Below are 13,730 nucleotides of genomic sequence, written 5' to 3'. Positions count from 1 at the left end.
TGTCTTAGCGCGTGATGGCGCGCGACACACCCTTCCTTACGAAAAATCCCCATGCAGACGGCCCCATGCTGACGGTCGGGGGCGGCGGCAGCACCGTTGTCACGATTTCCGGAGACCGGCAGTCATCTTGACATCACAACGAATATGTAATGTTAGAAGTTACATGATATTGGATAGCAGATTGTCGAGCGTTTTGCATGTGCTCCTGCACATGGCGGAGCACGAGGGGCCGGTCACCTCCGAGGTGCTGGCAAAAGCGATGTCGACCAACCCGGTGGTCGTTCGGCGCGTGATGGCGGGACTTCGCGAGCAGGGTTACGTGCGCTCCACGAAGGGCCATCGCGGCGGCTGGGAGCTCGCCCGCCGGCTCGAGGAGATCTCGCTGCGCGACGTCTACGAAGCTCTTGGGCGCCCGTCGTTTTTCGCCATGGGCAACCGAAACAACGAATCGACGTGCCTCGTGGAGAGGGCGGTCAATGCAGCCCTCGATCAGACCCTGAGCGAAGCCGAGGCTCTCATCCTCACGCGCCTCGATACGGTGACGCTCGCGATGCTTTCAGCCGAATTCCATGCCGGCCTTCCGAAGGACAAAAGGGACGCGGAGGTGTGCCATGCCGTCTGAGACGGGTCCCAAGCAATTCCTCGAGCGGTTCTCCGATCCGCAGGCGATGGCCCAATACGAGGAAGGCGTGCGGCGCTTCGTGCCGGCTCTCGATGTGTTACACCGGATGGCGGGCATCCTCCTTGCCGAGCGCGTCAGGGAAGGGGGCAAGATCCTTGTTCTCGGCGCCGGCGGTGGCCTGGAGACGAGGGCGCTGGCGAAGGCATATCCCGACTGGAGCTTCGTGGGTGTCGACCCGGCACAGCAGATGCTGGATCTCGCCGAAAGGACGCTGGGCCCCCTCGCGTCCCGGGTCGAATTTGTGACCGGCACGATCGAAGATGCGCCGGAGGGGCCTTTCGATGGCGCGACCTGCCTTTTGACCCTGCATTTTCTCGATGCTCGGGAGCGCCAGCAGACCGCGGAGGCGATCCGCCGACGTCTGCGGCCCGGCGCACCGCTGGTTGTCGCGCATTCGAGCTTCCCGCAAGGCGAAGGCGAGAGGGATCACTGGCTGGCGCGTTACGCGGCCTATGCCAAAGCCTCGGGGGCTGATCCTGGCGATGCTGAAAACGCTCGTGCGGCGGTGGCGGCCAGTCTCGACCTTTTCAACCCCGACAAGGATGCTGCCATTCTCAATGCGGCCGGCTTCCGGGATGTGAGTCTGTTTTTTGCCGCCTTCACCTGGCGCGGCTGGGTTGGCTATGCCTGACCGTACGTGAGGTAGGGGCGCCGTTTCAATTGTAGCTGTCGTAGGCGGCCGGGCCCTGATCCAGAAGGCGGCGGAGCGTGCGGAAACCCTCGGCCGTGCGGTCGCTATCCTGCACGGTGGTAAAACCGACGCGTACGCCATGGAAGGAGGTGTCGGAGCGGACCGGCTTGTACTCGTCCTCCTCGTCGATGCGGATGTTCTCGCCCAACGCGGCATTCTTGAACGTGCCGGAAAGCCACGGCTCCGGAAGATTGAGCCACAGGAACGGGGACACGTCGTCCAGATAGACATCGAGGCCTGAGAAAATCTCGCGCGCCAGGCCGACGCGCCGTGCGATTTCCGCCTGGGTCTTCGCCATCAACTCGAAAGCCGCGCCGGAGGCGATCAGCCGGGCGACGAGCTCGGCCATCAGGAAGGGCTTTCCGCCGGTCAGCATCTTGTGGGCGATGTTGATGCGATTGGCGAAATGCGGAGGGCAGGCGACGAAGCCGCCGCGCAGCCCGGCCGCGACGGCCTTCGACAGGCTGCTCACATAGAAGACGCGCTCGGGTGCAATCGATACAATCGGCGGTGGCCCTCCGCGCGACAGAACCCCATAGACCGCGTCTTCGATGATGTAGGTCTGATGGCGATAGGCAATGTCGGCGATCTCCCGTCGGCGTGTTTCCCCCATCACGGCGAGAGTGGGGTTCTGCAAGGCCGGCATGACGAACAGGATTTTCGGGTGCTGCTGTGCGCAGAGGCGCTCGAAATCCTCCGCTATCGGGCCTTCGCGGTCGGCGGCCACCTGGACGGGGCGTCGCCCAAGGAGCGCTACGCTGCGCGCGATCGAGGCATAGGTGAGGGGCTCGAAGGCGATGCGATCGCCCGGCGACGTCACCGCGGCGACGATGGTCATGATGGCGGCATGGGCGCCGAATGTCGGGACGACGTCTTCGGGAGACGGCTCCCAGTCGTGTCGTGTGAGCCAGCGGGCCCCTGCCTCGGCCCATCTTTGCGGCACCTCCCGAATGTAGTTGGAGACCGCATTCGGGTATTCCCGGCATATCTCGCCGGTCAGCCGTGCCATCACAGCCGCTGCGCCGTTCTCGGGCGCCGCCGTCGTGTCGAATCTGAGGGCGCCCTCCGGCCCCGGCCGATCGCCGGTGGCATAGGTGATTGTCGGCGGCAGAGGCGCCTGGCGCGCATGCGCGGCCTGCACATAGGTGCCGCGACCGACTTCACCGGACACGAGGCCTCGCTCCCGGGCGAGGGAATAGGCGCGGCTCACCGTGCCGATGGTCACGCCGATATCAAAGGCGAGATTGCGCTGCGGCGGCAGCCTCGTGCCCGCAGCGAGCTGACCCGCGTCGATCGCCCGCTCGAGCTGATCGGCGAGGCGGACATAAAGCGGCCCCTGGCCGGTGGAGAGATCGGGAAGCCAACTTGTCATGGTGTCAATGTTGTATATTGCACCATTGAGCGGGGTCAATCAGAACATTGCCTGTCGCAAGTCGTACCGATGGAGACGAACGATGGGTTCAATTGCTACATTTTCCGGTGTCAGGCTTTCCCGCTTTCAGCAGGCGCAGCTGGGCATGCGAATTGCTGTGGCGCGCCTGTCGACTCGGCTTGTGCTGATCATGCAGCGGCGGCGCACGAGGCGGGCGCTCCTGTCGCTGACCGACGACCAGTTGAAGGATATCGGCGTCTCAAGAGCCGATGCGTATCGCGAGGGACTTCGCCGTCCCTGGGACGTCTAAGCGTCGCGCTCGCGCCCTGGTAGGCGCGTCGCCGCTCGGCGGGCGCACGCTGCCGCGTCAGTGGAAACCGGGAGTCTTTTGAGAGGCTTCCGCGCTTTGATTGAGATATCGAATCAGGCTGTGCAGGCGCTGGAACCGGCCGACCAGCGGGCGATGTCGGCGCGTATCCTCGGGGCCGCCTCGGTGGCGAGGAGCGGACCGAAGAGTTTGACTTCGGCGCCGCGGCCGTCCTCCTGCGCCTGGACGACGAGCCGCGGTAATCCGCCGGGCTCGTTCTTCGGCAGGACGAGAATGCGCGGCTGGCCCGAATAGGAATTGAGTTCCGGCGCGTAGATGTAGGAGGCGAAGGTTGCATCGCCCGCGAACCAGCATTGCCCCATGGCGCGGGCGATGCGCGTCGATGCATCGAGCGGCCGATCGCTGGCCGAATAGCTCAGATAGTCTTTTTGAGCCTGGGTGCAGCCGGCCGCAACGAGCGTGGCGATGGCGATGCCAGCAAATCCGCGCAATCGGGAGCGGAACGGCCGAGCCTTTCGGCCAGATGAGCCGCTCAAGCGGCTTTCTCCTGCAGACCTTCCACGAGCCCCTTGAAAAGAGCGAGCCCGTCGTCGCCGCCATGTGCGGCTTCCACGAGATCTTCCGGGTGGGGCATCATGCCAAGCACGTTGCGGCGTTCATTGGTGATGCCGGCAATGTCGCGCTGCGAGCCGTTGGGATTTGTGCCGTCGGCGTAGCGGAACACGACCCGATCCTCGGCTTCGAGCCGATCGAGAGTCTCCGCGTCGGCAAAATAGTTTCCGTCGGCATGGGCCACGGGGCAGCGGATCACCTGGCCGGGGCGATAGAGGCTCGTGAAGGGGGTGGCCGTATTCGTCACCTTGAGCTTGACCTCGCGGCAGACGAATTTGAGCGAGGCGTTGCGCATCAATGCGCCGGGCAGAAGGCCCGCTTCGCAGAGGGCCTGAAATCCGTTGCAGACGCCGAGCACCATGACGCCGTCATCGGCGCGTTTGGCCACGTCGCGCATCACCGGAGAATGGGCGGCGATCGCGCCCGAGCGCAGATAATCGCCGAAAGAGAAGCCGCCAGGGAGCACGATCAGGTCGACGCCCGAAGGCAGGCTCGTCTCGCCGTGCCAAACGATGTCGGCATCGCGCCCGGAGACGAGGCGGAGTGCCGCCGCCATGTCGCCTTCGCGGTTGGTCCCGGGAAACTGGATGATGGCGGCTTTCATGCGTGTATCCGATTTGTCAAAGAAGCCAGCGAAAGGCGCGACGAAGCTCCGCCTCCGCGTTCGTTAGATAGCATCGGCCATGGGCGATAAGAACCCGTTCCGGTTTGCGCTCCAGCATTTCTTTCACGGTCTGGCGTAGCTTCTTTTTGTGGCCGAGAAAGGTGAGGCGAACGTCGCGTGGCGTCGAACCGTTCGGATCCAGCACGCCGCCGATCTTCAGAAGCGGCGGCATGTGGCGGCAGGTGACGCGGTCGCGCTCGAAGTTCTCGATCATGTCGGTCAGCACGAGCGTTTTTGACGGAACATGGAAGAGCTCGAGCTCCGTCATGAAGCTGCCGATGAGCGGAAACAGCTCGACTTCACCAGCCCATGCCGCCGGGGCTTCCTCGCAGAGTTCCGCATCGAAGCCTGAAAACCGCTCTTTTGCGGCCTCGCGCACGCCAGGCGCGGCATAGGCGATCGCGTTCGGGAAGCGCGCCTTCCACTCGCCGATCCACCAAAAATGCAGACGGTTCGGGGCGATGAGGAAGCGGATCTCTCCGAGCGCCGCGAGGGCTTCGACGAGATCTTCGCTGAGTGGCGTCGGGGAGTGCAGGAGAAGGGCGCCGTCTGCAAGACGGATCACGGTCATGCGGGTCGTGAACGGCAATGTGCCGACCACGTAGCTCATGGCGATCTCCGGCCCGTCGACGATCCACACATTCTCGGCGATGGGCTTGAGAGCGTTGAGCGGCTCGTAGGGGATGAGACAGGTCATCGGACAACTCCTAACTGGGCGCCCGCTCTGTCTCAGCTCAACCTGGCAGGCGTGTGACGGCGTCCGCGGCGTGTCGCCGCCGCTACGCTGCCGTCACAGCATCTCGATGCGGTAGTTTTCGATCACTGTGTTGGCGAGAAGCGTCTCGCACATTTCTCGAATGCGCTCTTCGGAGGCGCCGTCCGGGGCGAGTTCGATGTCGATCACCTTGCCCTGGCGCACCGATTCGACACCGGAGAAACCGAGAGCGCCGAGCGCGCCCTGAATGGCCTGGCCCTGCGGGTCCAACACGCCGTCCTTCAGCGTCACGAAAATGCGGGCTTTCATGCCATCTTCCGCGCCGGCTCGGCCGGGCGGCCCCTCTATGCTGCGGTGCTGCCGACTGTGCCGGCTCCGTCTGAATAAACAAAAACGCGGCGCCGGGGCGAGCCCGCGCGCCGCGCGATCAACATGTCTTTTTGAGGCCCACGGACGGTGCCGAGCCTACTGAACCAGGACAGGGCCCGTGCCGGTGACACGCTCGTTGGAGTTCAACAGGCCGAGCCGGCGGGCGACTTCCTGATAAGCCTCGAGGAGGCCGCCGAGATCGCGGCGGAAGCGGTCCTTATCGAGCTTCTCGTTGGAGCTCATGTCCCACAGACGGCAGGAATCCGGCGAGATCTCATCGGCGACGACAATGCGCATCATGTCGTTCTCAAAGAGGCGGCCGCATTCCATCTTGAAATCGACGAGGCGGATGCCGACGCCGAGGAAAAGGCCCGACAGGAAGTCGTTCACACGAATCGCGAGCGACATGATGTCGTCCATCTCCTGGGGCGTCGCCCAGCCGAAGGCCGTGATGTGTTCTTCCGACACCATCGGATCGTCGAGTTCATCGTTCTTATAGTAGAATTCGATGATCGAGCGCGGCAGCGGCGTGCCTTCGTCGATGCCGAGCCGCTTCGAAAGCGACCCTGCGGCAACGTTCCGGACAACGACCTCGAGCGGGATGATCTCCACCTCGCGAATCAACTGCTCGCGCATGTTGAGACGCCGAATGAAATGGGTCGGGATGCCCATGTCATTGAGATTGTTGAAGATATACTCGGAGATGCGGTTGTTCAGGACGCCCTTGCCATCGACGATTTGATGTTTCTTGGCGTTGAACGCGGTCGCGTCATCCTTGAAATGCTGAATGAGCGTTCCCGGCTCCGGCCCCTCGTAGAGGATCTTGGCCTTGCCTTCGTAGATGCGGCGACGACGGTTCATAGGTTTCAGTCTAACGATCATGATGAGGAAAGATGGGCTGGCGAGTGTCGGCTCCGAAGCGGCGATCCGCCATTTGCTGTCGGAACCTAGCCGAAAGCTCGAGGAAGCACAATGTCGTGTTAACGGCGGCGGTTGGCGGCATTGCGGAGCGCATACTCTCCCGCTAACAGAGCCATAGTCGTGGGAGGGAGTGAGCGGCTATGACAACATTCGACGATCGCGAAAACGCTTATGAGAATAAGTTCGCGTATGACGAAGAGCTGAAGTTCAAGTCGATCGCGCGGCGTAACCGTCTTCTGGGCCTCTGGGCTGCTGAAAAGCTCGGAAAAGATGGCGAAGATATGGAGGCTTACGCTCGCGAGGTGGTGAGGGCAGATTTCGCCAAGCCTGGTGAAGAAGATGTCTTCCTCAAGGTGAAGACCGATCTGGAGGCGGGCGGCGTGGCCTGCTCCGATGAAGAGCTGCGTCAGCTCATGCGCCGTTTCCTGGTGGAAGCGGCCGAGCAGATCGAGGCAGCACGCTGAGCGAGGACAATAACGCCAGGGGGCAGCCAACGCTCGCGGGACGACTGCGGGCGGGCGAGAAACTCGTTTCCGCCTGGTCCGGCCTTCCTGATCCGCTCGTCGCCGAGACGCTCGCAAGGCTCGGCTTCGATGCGGTCACGCTCGATATGCAGCACGGCTTTCATTCGACCGAAAGCGTGCTGCGGGGAATCGCCGGTGCGGCGCTCGCCGGCAAGCCTGCGATTGTCCGCATCCCGGTCGGCCGCTTCGACATGGCGAGCCGCGCGCTCGATATGGGCGCTGCGGCGGTGATTGCTCCGATGATCAACGATGTCGACGATGCGCGTGCCTTTGCGGCGGCGACGAAGTTTCCTCCGCTCGGCGAACGCTCGTGGGGGCCGCATCGGGCCATGCAACTTTCGCGACATGGGGACGTCTCGACGTTCATGCGGACGGCGGATGGCGAGACGCTTTCCTTCGCCATGATCGAGACCCGCAAGGCCTTCGACCGACTCAACGACATTCTGGACGTCGACGGGATCGACGGCGTTTTCGTCGGACCGGCGGATTTTTCCATCGCCTGGAGCGAGGGGGCCAAGGTCGATCCCCGCCTCGAGGAGATGATGCCGGCGATCGAGGCGATCGCAGCGGCTGCGGATCGGAGCGGCAAGCTCGCCGCCATCTATGCGGCAGATCCCGGCCTTGCCGGGCGCTACCGCCAGATGGGGTACCGGCTCGTGGCGACCGCGTCCGATACGGAAAGTCTGGTTTTGGGGGCAGCGACGCTTCTGGAACGTGCGAAGGCGGAATAAAGCCGCTCGCCTCCGGCACGCCGGCACTCTGGCGCCCGCCACTAAAGACTCGTACGAGACGTTCGGGTCGGCTCCGCTTCGGGGCACGCCTGCCTAAAGAACCTGACGCAGGATGATAAATCCGATTGCCGAGAGAATCGCGGCTGCCGGCAGGGTCACGACCCAGGCAAAGGCGATCGGCCGCATGAGCTTCCAGTTCGTCTGACGGTTGACGAGTCCAATCCCCAGGACCGAACCGATCAGGATATGCGTGCTCGACACCGGCAGGCCGAAGATCGAGGCAAGCAGGACGACGGCGGACGCGGACAGCTCGGCGGAGAAGCCCGAAGCCGGATGCATGGTCGTCAGGTTGTGCCCGACCGTCTGAATGACGTGTTTGCCGATGAACCAGAGACCGGCCACGAGCGCGACGCCGAAGGTGATCATGGCAATCGCGGGCACCGGCACATTCTGCTCGATCGAGCCGCTGCGTAAAACGTCGAGGATCGCGGCGAAGGGGCCGATGGCGTTTGCGATGTCGTTGGAGCCGTGGCTGAAGGCGAAGCCGGCGGCGGTGAAGACCTGCATCCAACTGAACAAGAGGAAGGTCGCGCGTCCGAGCGGCTGACTTTTCAGGAGTTTGGCGACGACGAAGACGGCCATCCACACGGCGATCCCGGCCATTGCGATGATCAGGAGATCTTCGACGAGGCTGAGGCCGAGATGCAGGTTCTCCAGCCCTTTCAGGAGAAGCACGGCGGCGATCACCATGGCGCCGAAAGATGCGATCGGCGGGACGAGCTTTTCGAGCGCGCGGTGGGGCCGGAGCTGTTCGCGCCGCTCCTCGATGCGCTGCAGCTCGCGGTAATAATCGGTCTCGAGGTTCTCCGGCCCCAGATCCTTGTCGGCGACGACGTTCATGTCGCGCGTCAGAGCGTGGGTGTAGGAGAGCTGCTGGATCTCCGACAGGCGTTCGAAGGCTTCTTTGTGCTTCTTGTTGTGGTCGATCTTTGCCTGGCGGATCTGATCGAGCTTGGCGGTCATCGTGTCGTTGAAGGACAGGATGCGCTTCTTGATCTGCCAGAACAGCAGATAGGCCACCGCGCCGCCGAGAAGCGGTGAGAGCACCCAGGAGACCACGATCTGGCCGACCTTCGTCCATTGGACGAGAGAGAAGGCGGCCTCGGGCCCGCTCATCAGGATGCCGAGTGTGATCGAACTGCCGACGATCGCGCCCACGATCGAATGCGTCGTCGAGACCGGATAGCCGCGCATGGTGGCGAAGAGAAGCCAGAGTGCGGCCGCGATCAGGGCCGACATCATGATGAAGACGAAGTCCGATGGGGCGACGTCGAGATTGCCGAGTTCGACGATGCCGTCGCGGATGGTGTCGGTGACGGCGCCGCCGGCGATGACCGCGCCACTGACTTCGAAGATCGCAGCGACAGCAAGCGCCTGGCGGATGGTCAAAGTGCCGGCGCCGACGCTGGTACCGAACGAATTGGCGACGTCATTGCCGCCAATATTGAAGGCCATGAAAACGCCGAAGAGCGTGGCTGCGACGAGAACGGTGCTGCGATGGCCGTCCGTATAGCCTGTCGCCCAGAAGAGAAAGTATCCGGTTACGCCGACGAGAAGGACGAGGAAGACGGTGCTGAGCCAGGAAAGCTCGTCGCGCAATCGGGTCTGCGGCTCACCTGTGTGAATCTCGGTCGCCATCCGGTCGCTCTGCCTTTCCGGCGACCGTTTGCGAGGAGAAATACCCCAATATTCGTCACGAGTTGTCGCCGCTTAAAGGACTAAGCGGCCGGAGATTACATGCGTGTGACGTCTGATTTGATGTGGCGCATGAAAATACTTTCGCGGCTTAAGAGACAGCGCGTCCGCTGTGGTCGAAGCCACCGGCCTCGGCCCCCGTCATCGGAGCGGCAACCGGATGCTTCTGGAAAAACGCCAGCGCGTCTTTGATGTCGCGGAGGAGAAGTCTGCCGAGATCGGCACTGAAGCCGTGGCGGACGAGAATGCGCTGCACAGCGAGGTCTTCGCGGTCGGGTGGCATGGAATAGGCCGGAACCTGCCAGCCGCGCGTACGCAGGCGATCGGCGAGATCGAAGAGCGTGAAGCCGGGATTGATATCCTTCTTCATCGACCAGGAGACGGCCGGGATGCCGTCGGTGCCACCCTTGTGGATCATGTCGAAGAGGTCGAAGCCCGCAATCGCTTCGGCGAGAGCCGCAGCATTGGCGTAACACGCCTCTTGCACGCGGCGGTAACCCTCGCGGCCGAGGCGCAGGAAATTGTAATACTGGCAGATGACCTCGCCGCCGGGCCTGGAGAAGTTGAGCGCGAAGGTGGGCATGTCGCCGCCGAGATAGTTGACCCGGAAGACGAGGTCCTCCGGCAGGTCTTCGGCCGTGCGCCAGAGAGCCCAGCCGACGCCAAGCGGGGAGAGCCCGAATTTGTGGCCGGAGGCGTTGATCGATTTCACGCGCGCAAGACGGAAGTCCCAGGCGAGACCCGGCACCACGAAGGGAGCGAGAAAGCCGCCGCTCGCCGCATCGACATGCACGGGAATATCGAGCCCGGTTTTGACCTCCAGCGCGTCGAGTGCTGCGCAGACTCCGACGACATCCTCATACTGGCCCGTGAAGGTGACGCCGAGGGTCGGAACGACACCGATCGTGTTCTCGTCGCAGCGCGTGATCACCTCGTCGGGGGAGAGGATCAGGCGATCGCCCTGCATCGGGATCTCGCGCAGTTCCACATCCCAATAGCGGGCAAATTTGTGCCAGCAGACCTGCACCGGACCGGTGACGAGGTTGGGGCGGTCCGTCGGCCGGCCGGCTTGTCGGCGTCTTTCACGCCAGCGCCACTTCATTGCCATGCCGGCGAGCATTGCCGCCTCGCTCGAACCTGTGGTCGAGCAGCCCACGGCGGCGCCGTCCGGGGCGTTCCAAAGATCGGCCAGCATGCGGACGCAGCGACCTTCGATTTCGGCCGTCTGCGGGTACTCGTCCTTATCGATGATGTTCTTGTCGGCCGTTTCGGCCATCAGGCGGGCGACTTCAGGCTCCATCCAGGTGGTGCAGAAGGTCGCGAGATTCTGGCGCGAATTGCCGTCGAGCACGAGCTCGTCGCGGATCGCCGCATAGATGTGGCGGGGATCGTGCTCGCCCTCCGGCAACCGCATTTTTGGAAGCTCGCGGATCGAATCCGCCGAGGCATAGATGTCGTCGATCTCCGACGAGGAGATTTTGTGCCGAGGCTTCTGGTGGTGGAGGGGCATGTCGGCCTCCCTGGTGGCGCAGCTTCGTTTCGTCCGCAGAGCTTCGCCGTTTCGGGTTGCCAGAAAATGACCGGTCGCGGTTTTTGCGACCGGGAGGTCGTCAGAGCTGTCCCATCATGCGGGCGAAGACCATCAAACCCTCCGGCCAGGGCCCGTGGCCGGAATCTGAGTTCATGTGCCCGGACTCGCCGCCGTCGATGAAAAGAGCGCCCCAGGCAGCGGCCCAGTCTTCCGACGTCTCGAAGGCGCAATAGGGATCGCTGCGGCTTGCGACGACCAGGGTGGGGAAGGGCATTGGCTCTCTTGGAACCGGGAGAAACGTGCGCCCCTCGGGGAGCTCGTCGCCGCAGAGATCAAAGTCTGGCGGGGTCACCAGAAAAGCCGCGCGCACTGCCGTACCCGCGAGATGCGCAGCCGCATGCACGATGGTGAGCGCGCCGGCGGAATGGCCGACGAGCACGACCGGTCGTTTGGCGAGCTTCACCGCGGCGATCAGATTGGCGGTCCAATCAGACCGGTCGGGTCGCGACCAGTCCTGCTCGATCATCTCCGCAGTCCCGATCTGTCTCGCCCAACGCGCATACCAATTGTCGGGCTTCGGACCGTAGAGGCCGGGATGGATCAAAATATCGGCTTCGCGGGCTTTCATGCGCTCGTGACTTGGTGAAGCGGTGGGAGGGCGTCGTGCAGCTCAGTTTGCGCCGAGAACGCGGGCAAAGATCGTGTCCACATGCTTGGTGTGGTAGCCAAGATCGAACATCGCCTCGAGCTCGGAAACCGGAATCTTTTGGGTCACCTCCGGGTCGGCCTTCAACTCGGACAAGAAGTCGGCGCCGCGCTCCCATGTCTTCATGGCGTGCTTCTGGACGAGGCGGTAGGAATCTTCTCGCGACATGCCGGCCTGGGTGAGGGCGAGCATCACGCGCTGCGAATTGTGCAGGCCGGCAAGCTTGTCGAGGTTCTGCTGCATGCGCTCGGGATAGACGACGAGCTTCTCGATGACGCCGGCGAGGCGGGCGAGAGCAAAATCGAGCGTGATCGTGGCGTCGGGACCGATCATGCGTTCGACGGAAGAATGCGAGATGTCGCGCTCATGCCAGAGTGCCACGTTCTCCATGGCCGGCACGGAGAAGGCACGCACCATGCGGGCGAGGCCCGTGAGGTTTTCCGAAAGAACCGGATTGCGCTTATGCGGCATCGCCGAAGAGCCCTTCTGGCCTGGCGAGAAATACTCCTCCGCCTCCAGCACTTCGGTGCGCTGCAGATGGCGGATTTCGGTCGCGAGCCTTTCCATCGAGGAGGCGATGACGGCAAGCGTGGCGAAGAAGGCGGCGTGGCGGTCGCGCGGGATCACCTGCGTGGAGACGGGCTCCGGCTTCAGCCCCATTTTCTCCGCGACGTATTCCTCCACCTTCGGGTCGATGTTGGCAAAGGTGCCGACGGCGCCGGAAATGGCGCAGGTGGCGATCTCCGCGCGTGCGGCGACGAGGCGCTCGCGGTTGCGGGCAAACTCCGCATAGGCCTGGGCGAGCTTCAGCCCAAAGGTCGTCGGCTCGGCATGGATGCCGTGCGAGCGGCCGATCGTCGGCGTGTCTTTGTGCTCGTAGGCGCGGGCCTTGAGAGCGTCGAGCAAACGGTCGAGATCCGCGAGCAGAAGATCTGCCGCGCGCGCAAGCTGCACCGAGAGACAGGTGTCGAGAACGTCGGACGAGGTCATCCCCTGATGGACGAAACGCGCCTCCGGCCCGACGATCTCCGAAAGATGCGTGAGGAAGGCGATGACGTCATGCTTCACCTCGCGCTCGATTTCGTCGATGCGCTCCACATCGAAGGTGGCGGAGCCGCCCTTTTCCCAGACTTTTTCCGCAGCGTCCTTGGGCACGCGTCCCATTTCGGCCATGGCGGAGAGGGCATGCGCCTCGATCTCGAACCAGATGCGGAATTTCGTCTCGGGCGACCAGATCGCCACCATCTCGGGGCGTGCATAGCGCGGAATCATGGGAAGGCTCCTTCAATCGCCCTTCCGTTTAATGAGGGTATGGGGCTGGGGCAACGGCAACGGCGCCGCTTGCTGGCGCTTCCGGCCTCGCAATAGGTATGAGGGCGGGCGGGTGACCGATGGGATTGCGCCTGCACGGGAAAATGAAAGCTGCGATTCTTGCGAGGACGGCATGAGATGGTAGAGGCGGAGGTGCGGGCAGCAAGTCGGCTGCTTGAAGGAGGAAAAGTGTGAAGCCGTGTCTCATGCTCGACGTCGACGGCGTTCTGGTTCACGGGCATCCTGAGGGAGATTCCTGGGTCGAGAACGTGGAGCGCGATCTCGGTGTCACGCCTGCGATCCTGGAGACCTGCTTTTTCGAGCCACACTGGGCCGATGTCATCGTCGGCAAAAAGCAGCTTCTGGACGTGCTGGAGAGGTGTCTGCCGCCCGTGGCGCCCTGGCTCGCACCGCAGGACTTCGTCGATTACTGGTTTGCCCACGACAGTCTGCTCGACGAGGCTCTCTTGTCGGAGGCGGACAATCTGCGCCGCCACGGCATGCTCGTGTTTCTTGCGACAAACCAGGAGCATATGCGGGCGCGCTACCTGATGGAGCATCTTCGCCTTGGCGAACATGTGGATGGGATCGTCTACTCGGCCGCCGTGGGCGTCAGGAAGCCCGACCGGGCCTTTTTTGACGCCGCTCTGAAGCAGAGCGGGTCGGTCGCGCGGAACACCGTTCTCGTGGACGATATGCGCGCAAATGTCGAAGCGGCGCGTGAGGCCGGCTGGATGGCGATCCAGTGGACACGCGGCAAGAGCCTCGTCGGCCTCCTTGAGGCCGAGTGCGCCTGCGTCGCCTAGGTCTGAGCCTGC

Annotated in this window: 16 protein-coding genes; 6 read left to right on the top strand and 10 right to left on the bottom strand. The window is 63.4% G+C overall.

Translation table 11 applies throughout. The annotated features are described in order from the left end of the window. Positions 1-163: 163 nt before the first annotated feature. Together L0F51_RS05850 and L0F51_RS05845 are read left to right on the top strand one after the other, a co-directional pair. Positions 164-622 (top strand): Rrf2 family transcriptional regulator, encoded by a 459-nt coding sequence (locus tag L0F51_RS05850; protein ID WP_234628319.1) that lies wholly within the window; start codon positions 164-166, stop codon positions 620-622. Continuing rightward, positions 612-1,313 carry a class I SAM-dependent methyltransferase gene (locus tag L0F51_RS05845; protein WP_234628318.1) on the top strand — a complete coding sequence of 234 codons (702 nt, stop codon included), beginning with the start codon at positions 612-614 and terminating at the stop codon, positions 1,311-1,313. Before L0F51_RS05850 ends, L0F51_RS05845 begins: the two co-directional genes overlap by 11 nt. Positions 1,314-1,338: 25 nt before the next feature. Here L0F51_RS05845 and L0F51_RS05840 read toward each other — a convergent pair whose 3' ends face one another. After that, positions 1,339-2,745: a PLP-dependent aminotransferase family protein gene (locus L0F51_RS05840; protein WP_234628317.1), complete on the bottom strand. Its 1,407-nt coding sequence runs from the start codon at positions 2,743-2,745 to the stop codon at positions 1,339-1,341. Between the two features lie 82 nt (positions 2,746-2,827). Between L0F51_RS05840 and L0F51_RS05835 the strand changes: the two genes are divergently transcribed. Continuing rightward, positions 2,828-3,055, top strand: coding sequence for a DUF1127 domain-containing protein (locus L0F51_RS05835; protein WP_370642314.1), 228 nt, complete (start codon positions 2,828-2,830; stop codon positions 3,053-3,055). Positions 3,056-3,168: 113 nt separating this feature from the next. Here L0F51_RS05835 and L0F51_RS05830 read toward each other — a convergent pair whose 3' ends face one another. The 5 genes from L0F51_RS05830 to purC form a co-directional block, all read right to left on the bottom strand. Beyond that, the gene (locus L0F51_RS05830; RefSeq protein WP_234628316.1) at positions 3,169-3,609 is read right to left on the bottom strand and encodes a hypothetical protein; all 441 of its coding nucleotides are present in this window, start codon (positions 3,607-3,609) and stop codon (positions 3,169-3,171) included. Beyond that, positions 3,606-4,289, bottom strand: a complete 684-nt coding sequence (purQ, locus tag L0F51_RS05825; RefSeq protein ID WP_234628315.1) for a phosphoribosylformylglycinamidine synthase subunit PurQ — start codon at positions 4,287-4,289, stop codon at positions 3,606-3,608. The genes L0F51_RS05830 and purQ overlap by 4 nt, the downstream gene beginning before the upstream one ends. 16 nt (positions 4,290-4,305) lie before the next feature. Then, the gene (locus L0F51_RS05820) at positions 4,306-5,046 is read right to left on the bottom strand and encodes a DUF4336 domain-containing protein (RefSeq protein ID WP_234628314.1); all 741 of its coding nucleotides are present in this window, start codon (positions 5,044-5,046) and stop codon (positions 4,306-4,308) included. Positions 5,047-5,139: 93 nt separating this feature from the next. Beyond that, on the bottom strand, positions 5,140-5,373 hold the full coding sequence (gene purS, locus L0F51_RS05815; protein WP_234628313.1) for a phosphoribosylformylglycinamidine synthase subunit PurS: 234 nt from the start codon (positions 5,371-5,373) through the stop codon (positions 5,140-5,142). 156 nt (positions 5,374-5,529) lie between these two features. Next, positions 5,530-6,294, bottom strand: coding sequence for a phosphoribosylaminoimidazolesuccinocarboxamide synthase (gene purC / locus L0F51_RS05810; RefSeq protein WP_128291678.1), 765 nt, complete (start codon positions 6,292-6,294; stop codon positions 5,530-5,532). A 200-nt stretch (positions 6,295-6,494) separates the two neighbouring features. Between purC and L0F51_RS05805 the strand changes: the two genes are divergently transcribed. Beyond that, positions 6,495-6,818 (top strand): DUF1476 domain-containing protein, encoded by a 324-nt coding sequence (locus L0F51_RS05805; RefSeq protein WP_234628312.1) that lies wholly within the window; start codon positions 6,495-6,497, stop codon positions 6,816-6,818. Continuing rightward, positions 6,815-7,609, top strand: a complete 795-nt coding sequence (locus L0F51_RS05800) for an HpcH/HpaI aldolase/citrate lyase family protein (RefSeq protein ID WP_234629349.1) — start codon at positions 6,815-6,817, stop codon at positions 7,607-7,609. The genes L0F51_RS05805 and L0F51_RS05800 overlap by 4 nt, the downstream gene beginning before the upstream one ends. Positions 7,610-7,702: 93 nt before the next feature. Here L0F51_RS05800 and L0F51_RS05795 read toward each other — a convergent pair whose 3' ends face one another. From L0F51_RS05795 to purB, 4 genes are all read right to left on the bottom strand, one after another. Continuing rightward, positions 7,703-9,307 carry an inorganic phosphate transporter gene (locus L0F51_RS05795; protein ID WP_234628311.1) on the bottom strand — a complete coding sequence of 535 codons (1,605 nt, stop codon included), beginning with the start codon at positions 9,305-9,307 and terminating at the stop codon, positions 7,703-7,705. A 148-nt stretch (positions 9,308-9,455) separates the two neighbouring features. Then, complete coding sequence (locus L0F51_RS05790; RefSeq protein WP_234628310.1) at positions 9,456-10,874, bottom strand: glutamate decarboxylase; 1,419 nt, start codon at positions 10,872-10,874, stop codon at positions 9,456-9,458. Positions 10,875-10,974: 100 nt separating this feature from the next. After that, positions 10,975-11,523 (bottom strand): alpha/beta hydrolase, encoded by a 549-nt coding sequence (locus L0F51_RS05785; RefSeq protein ID WP_128291683.1) that lies wholly within the window; start codon positions 11,521-11,523, stop codon positions 10,975-10,977. Between the two features lie 42 nt (positions 11,524-11,565). Further along, complete coding sequence (purB, locus tag L0F51_RS05780) at positions 11,566-12,873, bottom strand: adenylosuccinate lyase (protein WP_234628309.1); 1,308 nt, start codon at positions 12,871-12,873, stop codon at positions 11,566-11,568. 230 nt (positions 12,874-13,103) lie between these two features. On the opposite strand from purB, the gene L0F51_RS05775 reads away from it, so the two are divergent. Beyond that, on the top strand, positions 13,104-13,718 hold the full coding sequence (locus L0F51_RS05775; RefSeq protein ID WP_234628308.1) for an HAD-IA family hydrolase: 615 nt from the start codon (positions 13,104-13,106) through the stop codon (positions 13,716-13,718). Positions 13,719-13,730 lie beyond the last annotated feature (12 nt).

It is taken from the genome of Afifella sp. H1R (assembly GCF_021462425.1).
In the GTDB taxonomy this organism is placed as follows: Bacteria; Pseudomonadota; Alphaproteobacteria; order Rhizobiales; family Afifellaceae; genus Afifella; species Afifella aestuarii.
The sequence above is the reverse complement of the archived record's forward strand: the minus strand, read 5'-3'. Positions and strand labels throughout refer to the sequence as shown.